The sequence below is a fragment of the Paractinoplanes tereljensis genome, assembly GCF_016862435.1.
In the GTDB taxonomy this organism is placed as follows: domain Bacteria; phylum Actinomycetota; class Actinomycetes; order Mycobacteriales; family Micromonosporaceae; genus Actinoplanes; species Actinoplanes tereljensis.
On the sequence record NZ_BOMY01000055.1, the window covers coordinates 104,582 to 127,178 of the forward strand.

Here is a 22,597-nt window from a genome sequence, read left to right on the forward strand (position 1 = left end):
AGGTGGCCGGTGAAACTGTCCGCACGGCAGGAGCCGACCGTCGACGAGCACCAGTCGCGCTCGTCTCCTGCGGTTGTGGAGCACGTTGCCCGTACGGTCAATGAACGAGCAACCACGACGGAGCCGGCGGCCGCCGGCGGCAATGCGGCCCTGCAGCGTCTGGCGTCGGGCCGCGCGAAGCATCCGGTTGCGCTCAAAGCGCTGGCCGGCGGGGGTAACGGCGCGTTGTCGCGCCTGGCGCAACCCAAACTCTCCGTGAGCAAACCCGGTGACCCGTACGAACGTCAGGCCGACGCGGTGTCCGAGGCGATCGCCGAGGGTGGCGGTCCGATGCCGACGATCTCCCGGCTGGTCACCCCGGCCGCGGCCGCGGGCGAGCCGCCGGAAGGCCCGAACACCCCGCCCGGCCTGGAGCAGATGATCGCCTCCCCCGGTGGCGGCCGGCCGATCCCGCCCGACGTCCGCGCCAAGATCGAGGAGCACCTCGGCTTCCCGCTCGGCGGGGTGCTGGTGCACGACGACGCGAAAGCGCAGGCCGCGGCGGCGCAGCTGGGTGCGCGGGCGTTCACCACCGGGCAGCACATCTTCCTCGGCGCGGGCGAGTCGGCCGGCGATCTGGCGCTGATGGCGCACGAGGCCACCCACGTCGTGCAGCAGACCTCGGTGGGCATCTATCGCACGCCGGTGCAGCGCGACGCCTCCGACTACCTGATGGGGCCGATCGTCGGGCTGGTCAAGAGCGTGCCGGGCTACGACATGCTGACCGTGGTCGCCGGGTACGACCCGATCGCCAACCGTAATGTCGACCGCAGCCCGGAGAATCTGACCCGGGGCGTGCTGGGCCTGGTGCCGTTCGGCAACGTCGTGGCCGGCAAGTTGATCGAGCTGGGCGTGGTGCAGGGCGCCTACAAGATGCTCGACGACGGGCTCAAGTCGCACAACCTGACGCTCGGCCGCATCCAGGGTGAGATCGATCAGGCCTGGAAGGAGATCGACCTCACCGACCCGGATGGCGCGCTGGTCATCGTCCGCCGGCACGTGAGCGGGCTGTACGCCGACGCGCTCGGGTTCGTGAAGGGCATCTATGACGCGATCGTCCAGCTCGTCCGGGACGCCGCGGTCGGGCTCGCGGAGAAATACCTGGTCGGCACGCCGACCTGGGACCTCGCCAAGAAGGTGCTGCACCAGGACCCGCTGCGGGGCACCCCGGTCGCGGCCACCACGGTCGAGATCCTGGAAGACTTCCTCAAGCTGATCGGCAAGCAGGACGCGCTCGCCCAGATGAAGGAGCGCGGCACCCTCCAGAAGACCGCCGACTGGCTGGACGGCCGGATCGCGCAGTTCCTCGGCATCCTCGGCGAGTTGAGCGCGCTGTTCAAGGCCGGTTGGGAGGCGATCCAGCCGGAGAACATCGCGAACCTCGGCGACAACCTGTCCAAGCTGGCCGATCAGGCCAAGGGGCTGATCACCAAGATCGGCGCGTTCGCCAAGGACGTGCTGACCGAGGTCGTCAAAATCATCAAGGACGCGCTGCTGGAGTGGCTGAGCACCGAGGCCACCAAGATGCGCGGGTTCCGGCTGATGACGGTCATCCTCGGGCAGGACCCGTTCACCGGAAAGGCGGTCCCCCGGTCGGCGGAAAACCTGATCGGCGGGTTCGTCGCGCTGCTGCCGGGCGGCGAGGCGACGTACAAGAAACTCGCCGAGGCCGGCGTGATCGCCGAGGCCGGGGCACAGATCGAGGGCGCCATGGCGCGCCTCGGCATCTCCACCGAGATGATCGTCGGGACGTTCAAGGGCATCTGGGACGCGTTGACCCTGGAAGACCTGGTCAACCCGATCGGCGCGTTCATGAAGATCCTGGAGAAGTTCGGCGAGCCGCTGGGCCGGATCGTCGAGTTCGCCGGCGAGGTTCTCAAGGTCGTCATCACCCTGATCCTGAAGCTGATGAACTTCCCGCCCGGCATCCTGGACAGCATCATCTCCAACGCGATGGCCGCGATCGAGGACATCAAGCGCGACCCGGTCGCCTTCCTGATGAACATGCTGGAGGCCCTCAAGCAGGGCTTCCTCGGCTTCATCGACAAGGCCGTCGGTTACCTGCTGAACGGGCTGGCCGACTGGCTGTTCCGCGGGCTCGGCGCGATCGGCATCCAGAAGCCGAAGGACCTGTCGTTCGGCTCGATCCTCACCATGGTGCTGCAGGTCCTCGACATCACCACCGAGAAGCTGTGGAAGAAGCTGGGCGACCACATCGGCGCGGAGACCGTCGACAAGCTGCGCAAGGGCCTGGCGATGGCCGAGGGCGCCTACGACTTCATCAAGGACGTCGAGGAGGGCGGCGTCGCGGCGATCTGGAAACACATCGAGAGCCAGCTCGGCAACCTGTGGGACACGCTGCTCGGCATGGTCAAGGACTGGATCGTCGGCGAGATCGTCTCCAAGGCCACCACCAAGCTGCTGTCCATGCTCGACCCGACCGGCATCATGGCCGTGGTCAACAGCGGCATCGCGTTCTTCAAGGCCGTCCAGTCGGTGATCGAGTACGTCCGCGAGATCCTGATGATCGTCAACGACTACGTGACCACGCTGGCCGCGGTGGCCGCCGGCAACGTGTCGGCCGGTGCCCAGAAGGTGGAAAAGGGCCTGGCCGCGGCGGTGCCGGTGGCGATCGGCTTCCTGGCCAACCAGGTGGGTCTCGGCAACGTGCCGGAAGAGCTGGTCAAGCTGATCGGCGAGCTGCGGGTGCTCGTCGACAAGGCCATCGACTGGCTGCTGGCCAAGGCGGTGGCGCTGGGCAAGTCGGCGCTGAACGCGCTCGGCCTGGGCGGCAAGGGCGAGCCCGGCGACGAGGGTGACGACGGGGACACCGAGGAGAGCATCGCGGTCAAGGAGGAGGCGGCGAAGCTGCTCGTCGCCAAGCACGACCAGGTCAAGAACATCGACGAGCTGAAGACGGCGGGCGCCGAGATCCTCGCCAACCTGACCCCCAAGGGCCTGAAGACCCTGGAGATCGTCCAGGAGGGCGGACCGGGCAAATACAAGATGTACGTGTCGGCCAGCGCCCGGCGCAACGCCGCCGACATCGTCGACCCGCAGGCGGCCGAGTCCAATGTCACCCTGAACGCCAACGTGACCTTCGGCAGCGCGCCCGACCTGTCCCAGCACGACTTCCCGGACAACGAACGGCACGGCGCCAGCATGGCCCCCGAGCGGGTGCCGCTGGGCAAGGTGTGGAAGCCGGCCGGGAGCGACCCCAACACCGTGCACACGGCCACCTACAACAAGACGCACCGGGTGGCCGGCACCAACCACAGCCACGCCGAGGCGAACTTCCGCAAGTGGGTGACCGAGCAGGAGATGGGCAAGGTCGTCACGATCGTCGCCACGCTCAGCGGCGACTGGTCGCCGTGCCGCCAGTGCGCCAACAGCCTCACCGAGATCGCCACCTACGTGCGCCAGCAGGCACCGCCGGGCGCCCAGATCAACCTGCGGTTCGACTACTCCGGCGTGGCCGCCGTCTTCCGGGACTGGAACGGCGACGACGGGGCGTGCCGCGCCGCCATCAACGGCTGGGACCAGGTCGTCGGGCTCGGCGGCACGAAGGCCGCGCCGCTGACCATCACCCCGGTCGCGATGCCCAAGGTGATCCGGCGCAAGAAGCCGGCGCCGACCGGCTGATCAGTTCCGCCCGGTCGCCCGCACGGTGATCGCCTCGGTCGGCGGGCCGGCGACGGCGCGCAGGGCCGCGTCGACGGTGACCGTGACGACCAGGTCGAGACCCGGTTTGAGCTGGCCGCCCAGGGCCGACCAGAAGTCCGAGTTCTCCGAGCCGTCGCCGCTGCGCAGCTTGAGCGTGGGCAGCGGCCGGATGGTGGCGAACGCGCCGCGCAGGTGCTCGGTGTCGATCACCGGGTGCAGCAGCAGCGCGGACAGCACGTCGCCGAGCAGCGAGTGCTCGTCGCGGACCTCGCTGGTCCAGGCGGTCACCAGGTAGCGGCAGTCGACCCGGGGCAGCGGGTCACGGCGGTAGCGGCGGCCGTCCGGTTCCTCGACGATCACCTCGCCGTAGTCACGTTCGGCCAGGTTGGGGCGCACGTCCCAGAGGTAGAGGTCGACGGTGGGCCGGGACGACAGGGCCGCCGACCACTCGCCGTCCGGCGCGTCGAACGCCACGTCGACGTCGCGGGCCGGCAGCGGCACCACCTCGCGCAGGAACGCCTCCAGCGTCTCATCCAGCAGGTGCAGCATGGGCATCCCTATTGACTAGGTCGAAGTAGCGGTCGAACTCCGTCTCGGTGCGCAGCCGGCCCATCTTCTGGAACTCGCGCTTCACCGACAGGATGGCGTGCCGCATGGTGATCGGGCTGTCCTCGGCCGCGGCCAGGAACGCGGCGCCGAGCGCGGCGTTGCTGATCACACCACCGGTGATCTTGAATTGGCGGGCCAGGAAGTCGAGATCGAGATCGGACATCGGCGCGGTCGTCGGGAACACCCGGGACCAGATCTGCCGCCGTTCCGGCTCCTCGGGCGGGACGAAGTCGATCGCCACCGAGATGCGGCGCAGGAACGCCGGGTCGATGTTGCGCTGCAGGTTGGTGGCGAGCACGACCATGCCGTCGTACGTCTCCAGGCGCTGCAGGAGGTAGGCGACCTCGATGTTGGCGTACCGGTCGTGGGCGTCGCTGACCTCGGACCGCTTGCCGAACAGCGCGTCCGCCTCGTCGAAGAACAGCACCAGGTCGCCGGCCGCGGCGGCGCCGAAGATCCGTTCCAGGTTCTTCTCGGTCTCGCCGATGTACTTGCTGACCACCGACGAGAGGTCCACCTTGTACAGGTCGAGGCCAAGCTCGCCCGCCACCACCTCGGCGGCGAGGGTCTTGCCGGTGCCGGACGGCCCGGCGAACAACGCCACCACCCCGGTCGACGGTGCCGGGCTGAACTGCCAGCGCCCGTAGACGGTGTCCCGGCCGCGGTGCCGCTGCGAGAGTTCGCGCAGCTGGGCGGCCTCCTCCGGGGGGAGAATCAGGTCGTCCCAGGCACGCCGGGGACGAATGCGGACGGCGACGCCGTCGAGGTGGCCACCGGCCAGCCGGCGGACCGCCGGCGCGACCTGCCCGCCGTCGGCCGACGCGGCGGCGGCGACCAGGCGCAGCTGCTCACGACTGAGCCGGTACGCCGGGTCGGGCGCCCGCCCGAGCAGCTGCTGCCAGTCCCCGTCGTCGGCCATGCCGTCGTGCACGTGCACCTCGCGCCAGGGCAGTCCGGGAATTGCCTCCAGGGGCTGCTCCCCGGCCGAGGAGAGGGCCCAGCTCAGGTGGGCGGCGCGCTCGACCGCGTCGCGCCCGGCGGCGGGCAGCGGCTCGCCCAGTTCGAGCACCACGGTGAGACCACCGATGGTCGCCTCGCGCACCACCGCCTGCCATCCGGCATCAGTGGTGGGCGGGTCGGTGACCAGCAGCCCGCCGTCGCCGACCGCCCGCAGCCGGCTCTCCCGGTCGCCACCGTGCACAAGCACCAACCCACTGCGGCCGGCCGTCGAACCGGGCCGGACCGCGGCCCCGGCGGGCAGCCCCCGGTCGGGGGTGTCGTCGCCGGTCAGGTGCCAGATCAGCCGGGCGGCCGGCTCGGCCACCAGCGACGCCCACGGCCCGTCGCCGGTCAGCCGGGCCAGGGCGGTGCGGACCAGGCCACCGCCGGGCGACAGCACCGTGGCGGCCGGATGGTCCTCCTCGTGGAAGATCCGCTCGATCGTGGCCAGGGTGAGCCGGGGCAGCTGGACCGAGTCCTGGATGTACGCGACCAGGCGCTGCCGGGCCGGCGAGATCTCCACCGCCACCACCAGCGCGAGCACCTCGGCCTCGGCCGGGGTGAGACCGATCGCGGTGATCAGGTCACCGAGCACGCCCGCGCCGGGGTTCTCGGCCAGCGCCGCGCGCGCCGCGACGACCGGGGCGGCCGCCCCGGCCCGGACGGCCGCCACCCGCTCCGGCCCGGGTCCGTTGAGACCGGGCAGCGTCGCGAGCAGGCGGTCGACCTCCTCGTCCGCGACGTACAGGCCGGCGAAGTCGCGCGGCGGGCGGCCCTCACCCAGGCGGCAGATCAGGGCCTCGCGCTGCAGCAGCGCGTCGGCCAGAGTGATCCAGTCTTCCACCGGCTCAGATCACGCCCTCCCGGGTGGCCACCGCGACGGCCTGGGCCCGGGTGCGGCAGTTGAGCTTGGTCAGCACGTCGTGCACCACGTTTTTCACGGTGCGCTCGGAGAAGCACAGGTCCTCGGCGATGCCGCGGGTGTCCATGCCGTCGGCGAGCAGCCGCAGCACCGACCGCTCGCGGGTGTTGAGCCCGCCCGGGCCGAGGTGCGAGGTCTGGGTGACGTGCAACAGCAGCCGGGCAAGCATGTCGCCGGGCAGCGCCACGTTGCCGGCCACCACCGACCGCAGGCTGGTGATCAGGTTGTCGGCGGTCAGCGTGTGGTGCGGCAGGATCGCGGCGACGCCGGCGTCGACCATCTCGCGGACACTCTGTTCGGTGGCGTCGCGGACGGTGGCGACCAGGCGGGTGCCGCGGCCCTCGGCCAGCCGGACCGCCCGGCGCAGCGTGGTGGCGCCGTATTCGAAGACCAGCACGTCAAGATCGGCAAGGACCGGTTCGGGGGAAAGGACCGAGCTCTCGCCGCGCACGACGAAGTCGGCCTGCTGCAGGCAGGCCGCCATCCCGCGGCGCACGATGGCATGACTGTCATCGATCCAGACAGTCGGCGGCCGATTAGAGATCATGCGTTCCCCCTGGTCAGCGCCCATTGTGCGGGCGACCGCCCAGTCATGATGGCCCGGCCAAGTCGATCAGAACAATAGCTCTTTCGGCTCTGTCGTTGATCCAACTCTCCTGCCCCTTTCGTTGCCCTTTCGTGCAAGACACCTGGCCCGTATACAGAGTGGATTACGCTGTCTACCCTCGGGACCATGCCGAGGTACTCCGCCGAACAGATCTACGGTTTCGCCCGACGGGCGGGCTTCTCGCCGGACGAGTCGGCCACGATGACCGCGGTCGCGCTGGCGGAGTCGGGCGGCAACAGCAAGGCCCACAACCCGCACGGCGAGGACAGCCGCGGCCTGTGGCAGATCAACGGGAAGGCCCACCCGAGCTTCCTGACGAAGTACAACCTGTACGACCCGGTCGACAACGCCAAGGCCGCCTTCGAGATCTCGCACTCGGGTAACGACGTTTCCCCCTGGACCACCACGCACGGCGGCCTCAGCTCGCGTTATGTGCGGTTCAAAGAGGACGCGCAGGCCGCCGCGATCGCCTACGGCGACGGGCCCGGCCGCGGCATGTGGACCGGCACCCGCGGTTACGGCGACCACAAGGGCGCGTCGGCCGGCGACGACGACCCGGGCGCCGCGCTCCACGACGTCGCAGGCACCCCGGTGGCCCTCGCCGCGACCCAGCCCGCCGCGGCCGGCGCCGACAACGCCGCACTCGACACGTTTCTCAAGGTGGCCAAGGCGCAAATTGGTGATCGCTATGTGTTCGGTGCGGAAGTGAAGCTCTCCGATCCGAATCCGGCGGTTTTCGACTGTTCTGAATTCACCCAATGGGCGGCATTCCAGGCCGGCGCAAAGATCCCGGACGGCGCCACCGCGCAATATCTGCACTTCAAGGAAAAAGGGCAGCTGATCGACCCGGACAAGGCGAAGGACATCCCGGGCGCGCTGCTGTTCTCGTTCGACCGCGAGCCGCGGGCCGGCGACGGCCGCACCCCCGGCGCGCACGTCGCGATCAGCCTCGGCAACGGCAAGGTCGTCGAGGCCGCCAACCCGCGGGTCGGGGTCCGCGAGTCCACCGCCGGCAACCGTTTCGAGTTCGCGGCGGTCATCCCGGGCATCTCCGACGGCAGCGCCACCCCGATCGCCAACCCGGTGACCGACCCGCTGTCCACGCTGATGGCGCAGACCGCCGCCCCGGCGGTGCTGCCCGAACCGGAACCGGTCGCGCTGGGCGGCGCCGACACCGACCGCGACGGCCTGTCCGACCTGCTCGAACGGCGCTACGGCCTGGACCCGATGCGGGCCGACACCGACGGCGACAACCTGACCGACGCGCAGGAGATGGTCACCTACGGCACCGACGGGCGGAAGGCGGACACCGACGGCGACGGGCTCAACGACGCGTTCGAGCTGGCCCAGGGCCTCGACCCGCGCTCGCCCGACTCGGACGCCGACGGCCACATGGACGGCGCGCTCACCCCGCTCCAGCAGACCGACAGCGACCAGGACGGGCTGGACGACTCGCTGGAGAAGGTGCTCGGCTTCAACGCCCAGCTGGCCGACACCGACTCGGACGGTTTCAGCGACGCTCTCGAGTACCACTCGCATTCGAACCCGCTGGACGCGCACGACAACCCGCTGCTGCACGGCCAGCTGGCCGAGCAGGTAGGGACGAACGGGTCGACCCAGATACCGGGCGGTCAGCTTACCGACGCCACCGATCTTCCCTGACCAGGTTTCTGCGACCATCGTGGACGTGGAACTGACCCTGCCGGACGAGCCCGTGTCGCTCGCCCCCGGCGTGCCGACCCGGGTGCCGGTGCAGCTGCGCAATCCCTACGCGCAGCCGCTGGACCTGCGCGTCTACCTGGCCCGCGGCCGTGCCGCCGGGTGGGCCACGGTGGACCCGGCCGGCGTGCACCTCGGGCCGGGCGAGACCGCCGAGGTGTCGGTCATCCTGCAGACCCCGCCCGAACAGCCGCCGAGCTCCTCGCTGGTGCCGTTCACCGTGCACGCCGAGGAGGCGTCCACCGGCGAACCGGCCGGCTTCGCCACGGCCCTGCTGAAAGTCGCCCTTCCCGTTCCGGTGACGGGCCGGTTGGTGGCCAAAGAAGGTCCCACCCATGAGTACGACCTACGCCTGGCCAATGACACCCGGGTGCAGGCGCCGTTGCGGATCACCGCCGAGCTCGACCCGCCGTCCGGCTCGGTCACCGTCGAACCGAACGCGGTGCTCCTCGAACCGGGCACGGCCGCCGTCGTCGCGGTGAACGCGAAACCCCGGCGGCCGTTCAGCGGATCGCCGCGGTCCTTCGCCGTCGTGGTCAAAGTCTCCGACGCGTACGACGCGGAACGCGCCCCCTATCTCACCGAGGTGGCCAGCGGCACCCGCAAGTCACGTGTCCCGACCACGGTCCTGTTCGTTACCGCCATCGTGCTGGCCGTCGGCGCCAGTGCGGCGATCCTGCTCACCGGCGACCACGACTTCCTGCCGTTCACGAAGAAACCGGGCACATCAAGCGTGACGACGCCGGCCCAGGGCACCGTCGGTAAGCCGTACGCGCTGGTGGACGTCTTCCCGCACAGCGGCGCCGACGGTGGCAAGGCCGCCGCGGACGCCGCCCTCGCCAAACTTCAGGCCGCCAACATGCCGGTGCGCCTCGTGGACGATCCCGGCGGCTACTGGATGCTGCTGCAGGACGGCTTCGGGTCCCCGCAGGCCGCCGAGCAGTACTGCACGCAGTGGCGTTCGGTCGCACCGAAATGCAAGGTCACGTCCTAGGGGGCAGCACATAATGCAGTACGGGTTGGGGATCGACCTCGGCACCACCCAGACCGCCGCGGCGGTGCGGGTGGACGGCCGGGTCGAAGTCGTGCGCCTGGGCGGGCGGCGGGCCGAGATCCCGTCGCTGGTCTTCGTCAAGTCCGACGGCGGCCTGCTCATCGGCGAGGCCGCCGAACGCCGTGGCCAGGCCGAACCGGCCCGGCTGGCCCGCGAGTTCAAGCGGCGGATGGGCGACCCGGTGCCGATCCTGGTCGGCGGCACCCCGTTCTCCGCGCACGCGCTCACCGCCAAGCTGCTGCGGCACGTCCTGGACACGGTCAGCCAGCTGCAGGACGGGCCGCCGGCCGCGGTCACCGTCACCCACCCGGCCAATTGGGGTCCCTACAAGCGCGAACAGCTCGACCAGGCGATCAAGCTGGCCGACGCCGGCGCGGTGCAGTTGCGCAGCGAGCCGGAAGCGGCGGCCCTGCAGCACGCCACCGCCCGGCGGATCGCCTCCGGCGAGACCGTCGCGGTGTACGACCTGGGCGGCGGCACCTTCGACGTGGCCGTGCTGCGCCGCGACGGGGACGGGTTCGTGCTGCTCGGCGAGCCGGAAGGGGTCGAGCAGCTCGGCGGCATCGACTTCGACGAGGCGGTCTTCGGGCACGTCCTCGAGGTGCTCGGCGACAAGGCCCAGCTCGACCCGGGCGACCCGGACGCGGTGTCGGCTCTGGCCCGGCTGCGGCGCGACTGCGTGGAGGCCAAGGAGTCGCTCTCCTTCGACACCGAGACGATGATCCCGGTGGCGCTGCCCGGCCTGCACACCCGGGTGCGGCTCAACCGGTCCGAGCTGGAGTCGATGATCGCGCCGTCGCTGGCCGACACGATCACCGCGACCCAGCGGGCGCTGCGGGCCGCGGGCGTCGCGCCCGAGCAGCTCAGCGCGTTCCTGCTGGCCGGCGGCTCGTCGCGGATCCCGCTCGTCGCGCAGCTGCTGTCGACCGAGTTCCAGCGGCCGGTCGTCGCCGACCCGCACCCGGAGCACAGCATCGCGATGGGCGCGGCGGTCGCCACCGCCGTCTCCACCGGCGGCCCCTCCCCGTTCTCGGCGGCCGTCCCGCCACCCCGCCCCGCCGACGGCTATTCCGCGGTGTCGGCGCCCCAGCGCGGCGGTGCCGCAGCAGTCGGCCTGGCCGGTGCCGCCGCAGCCTCGGCGCCGATCAACGGCGGAAGCCCGCTCGCCACGCCGATCAGCGGAAACGCAGCCGGCAGCAGCCCGCCCTACGGCGGCAGCACGCAGGCTGCCAGTCCGCCTTACGGCGGCGCCACGCCTACCGGCAACGCTCCGGCCGGCTCGCCGGCCTACGGCGGCGCCGCGCAGGCCGGTGGCCCGCAGGTCAGCAGCCCGCCATATGGCGGAGCCGCGCCCGCAGGCGACTCGCCGGCCTACGGCGGCGGCTCGGCGTTCGGCGGTGGCGCACCGGCCAATGGCGCGCCCGGCGGGACGGTGGCTTTCTCTCGTGGGGCGGCGACGGTTCCCGGGAACGCGCCCACCTCGGGACCGGCGTTCTCGGGTGCGGCTACCAGCACTGCGCCGCAGGCGGGGGCGGCTCCGATCTCCGGCGCGGGGGCGGTGAATGCGGCTTTTGGGGGCGGTGCTCCCGGCGTACCGCAGGAGTCTCGGCCTTGGCCGCCGCCTCCCCTGCCCGGTGCGCCCAAGCGCAACCTCGGCAAGATCTTGATGATTGTCGCCCTGGCCGTGGCCGTTCTGGCCGGCGGCACGACGACCGCGCTCGTGTTGATCAACAAGAACAAGGACAAGGAGACGACCGGCGGGGCGCCGACCGAGCCGAGTCAGGCCGTGTCGCAGGCGGCCGTCGATCCGCTCGCCGTGCCGACCGACAAGATGCTGATCCGCGTCGATACGCCGGGGTCCGGCTTTCCGGACAAGAACTCGAAGATCTACGAGTTCACGCCGGGCGAGGACGCCCGCACGCTGCTGCCGGGCTCGGGGCCGGGCGATGTGCTGCCCAAGTGGTCGCACTCGCGGGAGCAGATCGCGATCACGCACGTCAACGGTGACCACAGCTCGATCGACATCGTGAACGCGGACGGCGGGGACCGGCACGAGGTCGCCGACGAGGCCGGTGGGCGGGTGGCGTGGTCGGCCGACGACAAGAAGCTCGCGTTCATGAAGGAGTTCGACGGGGTCAACCAGATCGCCGTGCTCAACCTGGAGACCAGCGAGCTGAAACAGCTCACCTACTCCAAGACGCTGAAGGACGACGCGATGTGGTCGCCGGACGGCGCACACATTCTTTATTGGCTGGAGAAGGACGGGGTCAAGCAGATCTACGAGCTGACCGTGGCCAACCCGAAGGAACCGGGCCGGCAGGTCACCGGGCCGAACGTGGGCCCGGCCAACGACCCGGTCTACTCCCCCGACGGTTCCCAGGTGCTGTTCACCCGCGAAGGGAACGACGCCAACCCGTCGGACATCTGGCTGGTCAACATCGACGGGTCGGACCCGCGCCGGGTCACCTCGAACCCGGCCCGGGACATGGATCCGACCTGGTCACCGGATGGGAAGTGGTTCGCGTTCGTGCGCGGCGACTACGCCAAGCCGACCGTAGTGGTGCAACGGCTGGACGGCTCCGGCGAGAAGGTGCTGACCAAGAACGGGGCCCGCGAGGGTCATCCCTGCTGGTTCTGAACGAGGATGCCCTCGCAGCTGCGGGCCGCGGCCCGCGCCGCGGTCTTCAGCTCGCGCGGCGAGAACGGATGCTCGGCGATATTTTGCCAGCGCACCAGGGCCTCCTGCGCGGCCGCGGCGATCCGGCCCCCGGCCGCGTCGGAGGGAAGACCCAGGCGGCTGTACGCGGCCCCGCCGGCCCCGCCGAGCAGCAGGTCCATCTCGGCCAGCTGTTCGTCGGTCCCGGGCAGCCGGCCCGAGCGGAGCTGATGCAGCAGGCGCAGCTCGACGAATTCGTGGGCGCTGGCCCGGATCCGTTCCGCCTCGGCGGCGAGCACCGAGCCGGGCGGCAGGCACTCGTCGAGCACGGCGAGCGCCGACCGGGCCTTAAGGACCTCGCTGCGGCCGACGAACTGGGCGGCGAAAACCTCGCGGAGCCGGTCGATGCCACTGTGGTCGGTGAGCGCCTTGGCCAGCGCGGCCGAGTCGGTCACCGATTTCTCGCGAATCAACCGGATGGAAAGCCGCACCCCGAAAAGACCAAGCCGCTGGAGTACGTGCGCCCGCTGCGCGCCGGACGCGGCGAACCGGTCGGCGGTGAGCAGCAACTCCACCACCTGGTCCATCGGCTCGGCGGCGATGGCGGCGAGGATCCGGTACTCCTCCTCGCGCAGGGTCGCGCCGGCCGCCCCGAGCAGGCCGGCCACCGGCACCACCACCGGGCACAGCCGGCGGAGTCGTTCGTCGGAGGCGTACCGGGTGGCGACCCGGCCGGCCGCCTCCATCGCGTCGAGCCGGCAGCCGCCGATCTCGTCGGCGCGGGACAGCACCCCGACCGCGTTGACCGGGGTGCCGCTGGACAGGCCGTCACCGTGGAACGACTCGAGGAACCGGACGTCGCTGCCGTGCATGTGCCGCAGCAGGTAGATGACCGCGTCGGTCTGCGCGGCCCGCTCCCCCTCGGCCTCCAGGAACGCCATCGTGCGCAGCGACACGTCGGTGGACAGTGACGCGATGCCGGGCGTGTCGATCAGGGTGTGCTGGCGGAGCCGGCTGCTGGGCACCCGCACCTCGAGGTGCTCGACCTGATCGGCCGGGCGGCCCAGGGAGATCTCGATCGCCCCGCCACGGCGGGTGAACGGGCGCGGCTCGGCGGTGCCGTCGTTGAGGTAGGCGGTGACCGCGTAGGTGCGGCCGTCCGCGTACCAGGTGACGATACGGGTGCACTCGCCCGCGTCGGTGGGCGCGAGTTCCTCGCCGACCAGGGCGTTGAGCAGGGTGGACTTGCCGGCCTTGACCTTGCCGGCGATGGCCACCCGCAGCGGCTCGTCGACCCGCCGCCGGGCGTCGATGAGCCGCTCGTCCCGGCTCGCCGCGATGGCCTGGTCCAGCAGCCTGCGGACCTGGTCAAGAAGAGTCATGCCGCCAACCTGTCCAACCGGCGCCGCTGCTCGGCCAAAACGCCGGCCCGCTCGCGGCGCTGGTCCGGGGGCAGCTCGGCGATCTCGCGGACGGCGGCCGCGGTCGAGGCGGCCGAGCGTTCGACGGCCTGGGCGCGGGCCGAGAACTCGTCCCGCAGGAAACGCTGGGTGCGCCGGGTCGCCTCGCGGCAGTCCCGGCCGACATGGAAACCGACGTCATCGACGTACCGTCGCAGTTCGGCCTTGGCCTGAAGCCGGCGCTGCTGCACCTGGCGTTCCCGCTCGCTTTTGATCATGCGGCGGCCGAGGGTCATGCCGGCCAGCAGGCCGAGCGGCGCCGCGAAGGCGAAGCTGAAGAACGTGCCGACCGCACCGAGCATGTAGAACCCGCCGTAGGTGACCCGGGCCGCGGTGAACGCGCCCAGGAACTGCTGCAGGCCCGACTTCTGGAAGCTCACGTCGAGCTCGTCGACCTTGCGCAGGGCCAGTTCGGGGGCGGGCAGGTCGACGTCGAGGCTGTCGTATTCGAGGCCGAACCGCTCGGCCACGTCGTGGGCGAGCTGCTCGGTGCGGGTGACAAGCAGCATCAGGTTGTCCACCGCCGCGGCCGCCGCCTCGCGCTGCGCCCAGGCCTGGAAGTCCCGCCAGGTCTCCCGCGGATCGGACTCGCCGAGCAGGTCCTCGCCGCGCCGCACCATGATCCGCAGGCGTTCCCGCAGGTCGTGCTCGACGTCGGCGCTCAGGTCCTGAATCCCGTCACCCAGCACGGTCTGCCACGAACCACCGGCCAGCACGGCGCTGCGCTTCGACTTCTCGGCGTAGCGCCGCACCACCTCGGGCGCGGCCTCCGGGGCCGCCGCCACCGCCTGCTCGGCGTCGATCCGCTCACGCAGCTGGCCGACCACGAACCGCAACTCGTTCCGGGCCGCCGCCAGCTTGTTCTCGGCCGAGGCGCCGAGCACGTCCCGGCGCAACACCTCGACCAGCTTCGGGAAGCCCGACTCGTCATTCAGCGAGGTGTCGTCGCGGGCCTGCGCCCGCATCCGCAGGAACGACGAGACGGCCACGATCGGTACGTCCAAGCCGGCCTGCCGCAGGTGACCCTGGTTGATCTCGACCATCCGGCGCCACTCCGGGTAGAGGTCGGTCTTGGTCATCACGCAGAACGCACGCGGGCACCGCTCCATCGCCCGCCGCAGAAACTCCACCTCGGGCGCGGTCAGCTCCTGCGCCGAGTCGGTCACGAACAGCGCCGCCCCGGCCAGCGCGAGCGCACCCAGCGTGAGGTTGCCCTGCGCCGAGTCGAGCCCGCCCACCCCCGGCGTGTCGATGATCGACAGTCCGGCCCCGAGCAGCCGCCGATCCAGCCGCACCTCGACCGCCCGCACGCCGGCCCGGTCTCCTTCGGCGATGTGCCGCGGCAGTTCCTCGAAGCCGACCGGCACCGAAGCGAGCCCACCGTCTTCCTGCGGCACCTGCAGAAACGCCGCCGGTGGCCGGCCATAACGCAAAATCGTCGGCACCGCCGTGACGATGTCCGAGTCGACCGGGCAGATGTCGGTGCGCACGAGGGCATTGACCAGGGTGCTCTTGCCCTGCTTGAACTCCCCCACCACGGCAACGGTGGCGTCGTCCCCACGAAGCCGTTCGACCGCCTGATCGAGCCGCTGCACCAGATCGGAGCGTTGCGCCGCTTCGGCCAGGGCGCGGGCGTCGGCAAGCTCGGCGAGCACGCCCGTGACCAACCGCCCTGCCCCCACTTTCATCACGCAATCCCGGCGCCCGAAACCCTACGCGCCCCGCTCACAGCCTGACCAGCGCGACCCGGCCCACAGAAGATTCGAAGCAAGCTGCAACTCGGATAGGTCGCCCATCAGACATGTGCGAGCAACCCACAGGACCACTAACATCGGTCTATCTCCAGACCCTCCGCACGGACCTCGCGGTACGGCACCCCGCGAGATCCGTGCGGAGCTTTATGGGTGACGGCAGGCTAATAGGCCGGTGGTCGCCTGCGGCCGTAAGGGTGCAGGCGGCCTCGTTGCTCTCAGTGGGCTGGGGCTATCCCCGTACGGGAGAATTAGCGCAAGTTGTCTATGCGGCGGATTGCCGCCTGGACCTGGTCTATCAGGTCTCCGAAAGTGTGCTGTTGGTTGCCTGCTACCGCTCGGACCTGGTCTATCGCCTGCCGGACTGCGCCAATCGTGTCGTTCATGGTCGCCACCGCCTCTGATACGTCCGTCGCTGTTGTTGTCAGCGTGCCCAGCGTCGCGGTGATGCGGTCGGCTGAGTCGGCGGTGTCGTCGGCCAGCTTCTTCACCTCGCCTGCGACTACCGCGAAGCCGGTGCCGGCCTCGCCTGCTCGGGCCGCTTCGATTGTCGCGTTCAGGGCCAGCATTCTGGTCTGGCCGGCTATCGACGCGATCAGCGCGACCATCTCCCTGGTTGCGGGCAGGGAGACCGTCAGGGCCTCGGCGGCCCGGTCGGCCTGGGTGGCGTGGCCGGAGAGTTCCTCCGTGGCGGTCTGGGCGGTGGCCGCGCCCGTGTTGATGTCCTGGACCGACGCTCGGGCCGCATCGACCTCGCGGACCGCTTCGGCCAGCTGTTCCGCTACGCCGTTGATGGCCTGCTGAGACTCGGCCTGGACTCGTTGTTCGGTCTCGTGGCGGGTGCGTTCCTCGGCGGCTCGGTGTTCGTGGCGTTCCTGTTCCTCGCGGCGGTGACCCTCGGCCAGCTCGGCCCGGTTGGCGGAAAGGGCGTCGAGCATGTCGTTGATGGTGGCGCCCAGGGCGCGGATCTCCGGCTCGCCGGAGCCGGCCGGTACGCGGTGGGTCAGGTCGCCGGAGCGGATGATGTTCTCGGTGGTGCGGCGCAGCGGTTTGATCTCGCGGCGGACGCCCCGGCGGATCACCACCACGATCAGGATGGCTACCGCGGCCACCGCGACGATCAGCACCACCAGGATCCGCAGCATGGTCTTCTCGGCCAGCGCGCGAATCGGGCGGTCGACCGTCACCTCCAGCGTCACCGGGGTTCCGTCCACGCCGACGATGGTGGTGTCCACGGCCAAGTGGTTACCGACGAAGCTGGTGGTCACGCTCATCCCGCCGAACATGGTCTGCTGCTCGGGGTGGGTGACCGCGTCGGTGCGGGCGCCGGAGCGGGTGGTCACCGCGTCGTTCGTCTGGTCGGCCAGACCGGCTATCGCGGCGTCGTCCAGAGCCCGCATCAGGATCAGGGCGCCGGCCGACCGGCTGCGGTCGTCGGGGAAGGCCGGAAAACCGCAGAATTCGGTGGGCGTGCCGGTCACGCTGACCAAACCGCAGGTGTACGTGCCGGGAGAGGCACCACTGGTGAACATCTTGCCGAGCACCGCGGGGTCGGCGAGGGCGTCCGGCAGGTCCTGGTAGCCGTTCATCGTCACCAGGCCGCCGACCTGCGGGTTGCCGTCGTGGTCGACGCCGATCGCGGCGGTGATGCCGTACTTCCCGAGCAGCACGTCGCCGGGCAGGTCGCCGGCGAATCCGGGCTGGTCGCCGTGCCGGATGTCGTCGTACGAGCTGGTCCAGATCGAGTTGGTGATGCCGAAGTCCTGCAGGCGCTGGGCGTGCTGGTCGAGTGACACCCGAAGTTCGTCGGCCTCGGTGGTGGCCTCCCGCTGCTCCAACTGGTCGAAGGCGCGCAGCGCCAGCATCCAGAGCGGCACGAAGATGAACAGCACCATCACCGTCACCACGGCCACCACCGGCAGCAGCGCCTGCCGCGGGAAAGCCATGCCCTGATTGTCTGATCTTCTCGGCCATTCCGGCCGTCGTACCCCAAGCTACTGGCGAGTACATTTCGGTTCGTGACGCATGAGGTGTTCAACCAGCCGCCCCCGCTGGTCGACTACGACGTGTCCGCCGACGCCGCGCTGCTGGCCGGTGTGGCGCGCGAGGGCGCACCGTGGGCGGTGGGCGATCTGCACCGGCTCGGCAAGCTCGCCGGTACCGCCGAGCCGCAGCTCTGGGCCGACTCGTCCAACCGTTATCCGCCCCGCCTTCTTACCCACGACCGCTATGGCCACCGTATTGACGAGGTGGAGTTTCACCCGTCGTGGCATCAGCTGATGGCGGTCGCGGTTTCGGAAGGGCTCGCGGGTTCGGCCTGGGCTTCTTCTCGGCGTGGGGCGCACGTGGCGCGGGCCGCGGGCCTCTTCGTGTGGTCCCAGGTCGAAGCGGGGCATTCGTGCCCGATCTCGATGACCTATGCGGTTGTGCCCGCATTGCGGAACAATTCGGATTTGTCGGGAATGTTTGAGCCGCTGCTTGCCTCGCGCGACTATGACCCCGGGCTGCGGACGCCGGCCACCAAGCGTGGTCTGCTCGCCGGGATGGGCATGACCGAGAAGCAGGGTGGCTCGGATGTGCGGGCCAATTCCACCGTGGCGACGCCGGCCAGGGACGGCACGTGGCGTCTTCGCGGGCACAAATGGTTCACCAGCGCACCTATGTGCGATTTGTTCCTGGTGCTGGCACAGTCGAAGTCCGGATTGTCGTGTTTTATGGTGCCGAGGGTGCTGCCGGACGGTTCGCGGAACGTTTTCCGCATCCAGCGCCTCAAGGACAAACTGGGCAACCGGAGCAACGCCAGCTCCGAGCCGGAATTCGACGACACCGTCGCCTGGCTGGTCGGCGAGGAGGGCCGCGGCGTCCGCACCATCATCGAGATGGTCGCGATGACCCGCCTGGACTGCGTCACCGGCTCCGCCTCCGGCATGCGCGCCGCCCTCAGCCAGGCCATCCACCACACCCGGCACCGCAGCGCCTTCGGCAAGCTCCTCGCCGACCAGCCCGCGATGACCAACGTGCTGGCCGACCTGGCCCTGGAGTCCGAGGCGGCCACCGTGCTGGCGATGCGGCTGGCCGGCGCGGTCGACCGGCGCGAACAGCACTTCAAACGCCTGGCCATCGCGATCGGCAAGTTCTGGGTGTGCAAACGGCAGCCGGCGGTGGTCGGCGAGGCCCTGGAATGCCTCGGCGGCAACGGCTACGTCGAGGACTCCGGCCTGCCCCGCCTCTACCGCGACGCCCCGCTCAACTCGATCTGGGAGGGTTCCGGCAACGTCCAGGCCCTCGACGTGCTGCGCACCCTGCAGCGCGACCCGGACAGCCAGGCGGCCCTGCTGGCCGAGGTGACCGGCGTCGACCGGCGGATCGACCAGGCCGTGATCGCGCTGCAGAAGATCCCGGCCGACGAGAGCAACGCCCGCCGGGTGGTCGAGCGAATGGCCCTGGTGCTGCAGGCGTCGCTGCTGGTCCGGCACTCCCCGCCGGAGGTCGCCGACGCGTTCTGCGCCTCCCGGCTGGACGGCGACTGGGGCCACACGTTCGGCACGCTGCCCGCTTCGGTGGACACCGCCGCGCTCGTGGACCGAGCGGCACCCGCTTAGCAACCAGGCATGACTCATCCGGCCGGTCGGATTGTCGATCTCGCTGGTCGTGAGGGCTTGGTGGACGTGGCTGACGGTCGGGGTGCTGGTATCCCTCGGCTATCCGCTGCTGCCCGAGGGCAGCGTCCAGTCCACGGTCGTGTACAACGGCCTCGGCTTCGTCTCGGTCCTGGTCATCGCGCTCGGGGTGCGCCGCAACCGGCCGCCCAACCCCGGCTCCTGGTACCTGTTCGCGGCCGGGGTGCTCACCTTCGTCGTCGCCGACGTGGTCTACGAGGTGAGCGGCCTGATCCTGGGCAACCACCCGTACCCGTACTGGGACGACGCCCTCTACTTCCTCGCCTACCCGATGCTGTGGGCCGGCCTGCTCGGCGCCTCCCGGGGCCGCCGCCGCTACGACCGCCCGCGCGACCTGGCCGGCGCGATCGACGCCGCCGTGATCGCCGTCGGGGTGGGCCTGGTCTACTGGGTCTTCATCATCCAGCCGACGCTCAGCGACAACGGCACCCCGATGCTGACCCGCCTGGTCACGGTCGCCTACCCGACGTTCGACGTGCTGATGTGCACGGTCGTCACCCGGATGCTGACCCGGGCCGGCAGCCGCAGCCCAAGCGTCCTGCTGCTGGCCGCCGGCTGCCTGCTCAACCTGGCCTGCGACGTGGTCTGGACGCTGACCGAGTCGTTCTCCGAGTACTCCGGCGGCATCATCAACTCGGGCTTTCTGCTCGGCTACGTGGCCTGGGCCGCCGCCGCGCTGCACCCGTCGGTGCGCCCGCACACGGCCGCCCTCAGCCCGGGCGGAAACGACTTCGGCCGCGGCCGGCTCAGCCTGCTCGCCGCCTGCACCCTGCTGGTCCCGGCCGTCCTGTTCATCCAGGGTGTCCGGCGCGACGAGATCAACTGGATGGCCGTGGGTATCGGCGCGGTCGCCCTGTTCCTGCTGGTGCTGGCCCGGGTGGCCGGGTTCGCCGGCCAGGTGCGCGAGCAGTCGGTCAAGCTCGAGGACCTCGCCATGCGCGACGAACTGACCGGCCTGGCCAACCGCCGGCTCTTCGAGCAGTCGGTCACCGCGGCGGTCGCCGCCGGCGAGGCGCAGGTCTGCCTGCTGGACCTCAACGGCTTCAAAACCGTCAATGACCTGTACGGGCACACCGTCGGCGACCGCCTTTTGGTGGCCGTCGCCGAGCGCCTCAGCGGAGCCCTGCGCGACCAGGACGTGGTGGCCCGGATGGGCGGCGACGAGTTCGCGGTACTGATGCCGGGCGCCGACGCCGAGGACGGCGACGTGATCTGCCGCCGGCTGGCCGAGGCGCTGCGCGAGCCGATCTCGGTCAGCGGCCACGAGCTGCTGGTCGCGGCCACCTTCGGCATCGCCGACACGGCCGGCACCGGTGACCCGATCGAGCTGCTGCGCCGGGCCGATGTCGCGATGTACGCGGCCAAGGAGGGCGGCAGCCGCCAGCACCGCCGGTACTCGGCCGACCTGGACGACCGGGCCGGCGAGGCCGCGCGCCTCGGCGTGGAGATGCGCACGGGCATGGACACCGGCCAGTTCCGGATGGTCTACCAGCCGATCGTGGCGCTGCCCGAGGGCCGCACCCGCTACGTCGAGTCCCTGGTGCGGTGGCAGCACCCGGAGCGCGGGTTCGTCAGCCCGGCCGAGTTCGTGCCGGTGGCCGAGCAGAACGGCCTCATCGTCGAGCTCGGCGAGTGGATCCTGAGGACCGCCTGCGCCCAGTTCGTGGTGTGGCGCGACCAGCACGGCGTGCACGCACCCCAGCGGATCAGCGTGAACGTGTCGGCCCGGCAGCTCAACGAGCCCGGTTTCGCCGCGGTCGTGGCCGAGGTCCTGGAGTGCAGCGGCATGCCGGCCGACCACCTGATCGTCGAGGTCACCGAGACCGCGGTGTTCGGCGGTGGCACGGCGGTGCAGGCGGTCAAGGACCTCAGCGCCCTGGGCGTACGGATCGCCCTGGACGATTTCGGCACCGGGCACTCGTCCCTGGGCCTGCTGCAGACCGTGCCGGTGGACGTGCTCAAGGTGGACAAGTCGTTCGTCGACAACCTCACCATGGCCGGCCGGCACGCGGTGATCGCGACCGCGCTGATCCAGGTCAGCAACGGTCTCGGGCTGACCGCGGTGGCCGAGGGTGTGGAGACCGCCGAGCAGGCGGCCGAACTGCACCGGCTCGGATACCAGTACGCCCAAGGCTTCCATTTCGGCAAACCCGCGGCGGAACCGGACTTCCACGGCTCGGCGGTGGCGGTCGTCTAGGGTGCCCGGGTGGCACTCGGTTCCGACTTCCGGCGGCTCTGGACGGCGTACGCGATCAGTGAGGCCGGCACCGGTCTGAGCTTCGGGGCGATTCCCCTGGTGGCGGTGGTCGTCCTGAAAGTGCCCGAGTTTCAGGTGTCGCTGCTCGCGGCGCTCGGCGGACTGGCCGCCGCGGTCATCGGGCTGCCGGCCGGGCCGTGGATCGAGTTCCGCCGCAAGCGGCCGGTGATGGTCGCGGCCGACCTCGCGCGGGCGCTGGCGATCATCAGTGTGCCGATCGCGTGGACCTGTGGGCTGCTGTCGTTCGCCCAGCTCTGCGTCGTCTCGGTGGTGCAGGCGGTCGGGGCCCTGGCGTTCGGCGCGGCCAGCGGATCACACCTCAAGGCCCTGGTCTCGCCGGTTGACCGGGCGGCGGCGACCGGGCGCTTCGAGGCCACCTTCTGGACCGCCTACAGCGCCGGGCCGGCCGCCGGTGGAGCACTGACCTCCTGGCTCGGCGTGTGGTGGACGCTGTCGGCCGACGCGCTCAGCTTCGTCCTATCCGCGGTCAACGTGCGCCGCCTGCGCTCGCCGGAGCCACCGCCACCTTTGCGTGCGCCGGACCGTGGGAAGTGGGCGGAGATCGTCGCCGGGTGGCGGTACATCGTGACCCACCGCGGCCTGCGCATTCTTTACGTCAACTCGCAGGTCTTCGGGGCCGCGATGATGGCCGCCACCCCGCTGCTGACCGTGCTGATGCTCGGCGAGCTGCACTTCTCCGCCTGGCAGTACGGCGTGGGCTGGGGCGTGCCGTGCGCCGCCGGTGTTCTCGGCGCACTGGCTCTCAAGCCGTTGACCAGCCGGTTCGGCTCGCACCGGATCTTGCTGATCACCGGGGTCGGCCGGGCGGTGTGGCTGCCGTTGCTGGCCGCGATGCCGGCCGGGACGCCCGGTCTGGTCCTGCTCATCGCTGTGGAGTTCCTGGCGCTGTTCTTCACCGGCGCTTTCAACCCCGCGTTCGCCACCTACCGGATGACCCACACCGAGGACGGCTATCTCTCCCGGGTCCTGGCCGGCTGGTCGGTCACCTCGCGCACCACCCAGCCGATCGCGATCCTGCTCGGCGGTGCGCTCGCTGCCGCCACCAGCGTGCGTTTCGCGCTGCTGGCGTGCGGCTTGGTCGTGGCGGCGAGCTCACTGTTCCTGCCGTGGCGGGCCCCTGCGCAGGTCACCGCTCCCGCCTGAGCTCGCCGCTCCGTCCG

At 70.7% G+C, this 22,597-nt stretch carries 13 protein-coding genes; 7 read left to right on the forward strand and 6 right to left on the reverse strand.

Annotated elements, in window-relative coordinates; translation table 11 throughout:
• Positions 1-9 precede the first annotated feature (9 nt).
• Positions 10-3,681, forward strand: coding sequence for an eCIS core domain-containing protein (locus Ate02nite_RS43180; RefSeq protein WP_203813759.1), 3,672 nt, complete (start codon positions 10-12; stop codon positions 3,679-3,681).
• Here the strand turns inward: Ate02nite_RS43180 and Ate02nite_RS43185 are convergent, their stop codons facing one another.
• From Ate02nite_RS43185 to Ate02nite_RS43195, 3 genes are read right to left on the reverse strand one after another with little or no spacing between them, the layout of a single operon-like run.
• On the reverse strand, positions 3,682-4,257 hold the full coding sequence (locus Ate02nite_RS43185; protein ID WP_239148131.1) for a Pvc16 family protein: 576 nt from the start codon (positions 4,255-4,257) through the stop codon (positions 3,682-3,684).
• Positions 4,232-6,154, reverse strand: coding sequence for an ATP-binding protein (locus Ate02nite_RS43190; RefSeq protein WP_203813760.1), 1,923 nt, complete (start codon positions 6,152-6,154; stop codon positions 4,232-4,234). The genes Ate02nite_RS43185 and Ate02nite_RS43190 overlap by 26 nt, the downstream gene beginning before the upstream one ends.
• 4 nt (positions 6,155-6,158) lie before the next feature.
• Positions 6,159-6,779: a response regulator transcription factor gene (locus tag Ate02nite_RS43195; protein WP_203813761.1), complete on the reverse strand. Its 621-nt coding sequence runs from the start codon at positions 6,777-6,779 to the stop codon at positions 6,159-6,161.
• A 186-nt stretch (positions 6,780-6,965) separates the two neighbouring features.
• Here Ate02nite_RS43195 and Ate02nite_RS43200 point away from each other — a divergent pair, with 186 nt between their 5' ends.
• From Ate02nite_RS43200 to Ate02nite_RS43210, 3 genes are read left to right on the forward strand one after another with little or no spacing between them, the layout of a single operon-like run.
• Positions 6,966-8,501, forward strand: coding sequence for a transglycosylase SLT domain-containing protein (locus tag Ate02nite_RS43200; protein WP_203813762.1), 1,536 nt, complete (start codon positions 6,966-6,968; stop codon positions 8,499-8,501).
• 25 nt (positions 8,502-8,526) lie between these two features.
• On the forward strand, positions 8,527-9,552 hold the full coding sequence (locus tag Ate02nite_RS43205; protein WP_203813763.1) for a COG1470 family protein: 1,026 nt from the start codon (positions 8,527-8,529) through the stop codon (positions 9,550-9,552).
• Between the two features lie 13 nt (positions 9,553-9,565).
• Positions 9,566-12,250 (forward strand): Hsp70 family protein, encoded by a 2,685-nt coding sequence (locus tag Ate02nite_RS43210; RefSeq protein ID WP_203813764.1) that lies wholly within the window; start codon positions 9,566-9,568, stop codon positions 12,248-12,250.
• On the opposite strand, the gene Ate02nite_RS43215 is transcribed toward Ate02nite_RS43210, so the two are convergent.
• The 3 genes from Ate02nite_RS43215 to Ate02nite_RS43225 form a co-directional block, all read right to left on the reverse strand.
• Positions 12,232-13,650 carry a dynamin family protein gene (locus Ate02nite_RS43215; protein WP_203813765.1) on the reverse strand — a complete coding sequence of 473 codons (1,419 nt, stop codon included), beginning with the start codon at positions 13,648-13,650 and terminating at the stop codon, positions 12,232-12,234. The two genes, Ate02nite_RS43210 and Ate02nite_RS43215, sit on opposite strands and share 19 nt — an antisense overlap.
• The gene (locus tag Ate02nite_RS43220; RefSeq protein WP_203813766.1) at positions 13,647-15,383 is read right to left on the reverse strand and encodes a dynamin family protein; all 1,737 of its coding nucleotides are present in this window, start codon (positions 15,381-15,383) and stop codon (positions 13,647-13,649) included. Before Ate02nite_RS43220 ends, Ate02nite_RS43215 begins: the two co-directional genes overlap by 4 nt.
• A gap of 347 nt (positions 15,384-15,730) precedes the next feature.
• A complete protein-coding gene (locus tag Ate02nite_RS43225) occupies positions 15,731-17,425 on the reverse strand; it encodes a methyl-accepting chemotaxis protein (RefSeq protein WP_203813767.1) in 1,695 nt (564 codons plus the stop codon).
• Between the two features lie 72 nt (positions 17,426-17,497).
• On the opposite strand from Ate02nite_RS43225, the gene Ate02nite_RS43230 reads away from it, so the two are divergent.
• Genes Ate02nite_RS43230 through Ate02nite_RS43240 form a run of 3 tightly spaced genes read left to right on the forward strand, consistent with a single transcriptional unit; the run spans position 17,498 to position 22,580 of the window.
• Complete coding sequence (locus Ate02nite_RS43230; protein WP_203813768.1) at positions 17,498-19,081, forward strand: acyl-CoA dehydrogenase family protein; 1,584 nt, start codon at positions 17,498-17,500, stop codon at positions 19,079-19,081.
• Positions 19,082-19,130: 49 nt separating this feature from the next.
• Positions 19,131-21,356: a putative bifunctional diguanylate cyclase/phosphodiesterase gene (locus Ate02nite_RS43235; protein ID WP_239148132.1), complete on the forward strand. Its 2,226-nt coding sequence runs from the start codon at positions 19,131-19,133 to the stop codon at positions 21,354-21,356.
• A gap of 9 nt (positions 21,357-21,365) precedes the next feature.
• A complete protein-coding gene (locus Ate02nite_RS43240; RefSeq protein WP_203813769.1) occupies positions 21,366-22,580 on the forward strand; it encodes an MFS transporter in 1,215 nt (404 codons plus the stop codon).
• Positions 22,581-22,597: the final 17 nt, after the last annotated feature.

Bases quoted from the DNA above. Each gene is read 5' to 3' on its own strand.
- Ate02nite_RS43210 (WP_203813764.1), top strand. From the start codon at position 9,566: ATGCAGTACGGGTTGGGGATCGACCTCGGCACCACCCAGACCGCCGCG.
- Ate02nite_RS43195 (WP_203813761.1), bottom strand. From the start codon at position 6,779: ATGATCTCTAATCGGCCGCCGACTGTCTGGATCGATGACAGTCATGCC.
- Ate02nite_RS43200 (WP_203813762.1), top strand. From the start codon at position 6,966: ATGCCGAGGTACTCCGCCGAACAGATCTACGGTTTCGCCCGACGGGCG.
- Ate02nite_RS43225 (WP_203813767.1), bottom strand. From the start codon at position 17,425: ATGGCTTTCCCGCGGCAGGCGCTGCTGCCGGTGGTGGCCGTGGTGACG.
- Ate02nite_RS43215 (WP_203813765.1), bottom strand. From the start codon at position 13,650: ATGACTCTTCTTGACCAGGTCCGCAGGCTGCTGGACCAGGCCATCGCG.
- Ate02nite_RS43185 (WP_239148131.1), bottom strand. From the start codon at position 4,257: ATGCCCATGCTGCACCTGCTGGATGAGACGCTGGAGGCGTTCCTGCGC.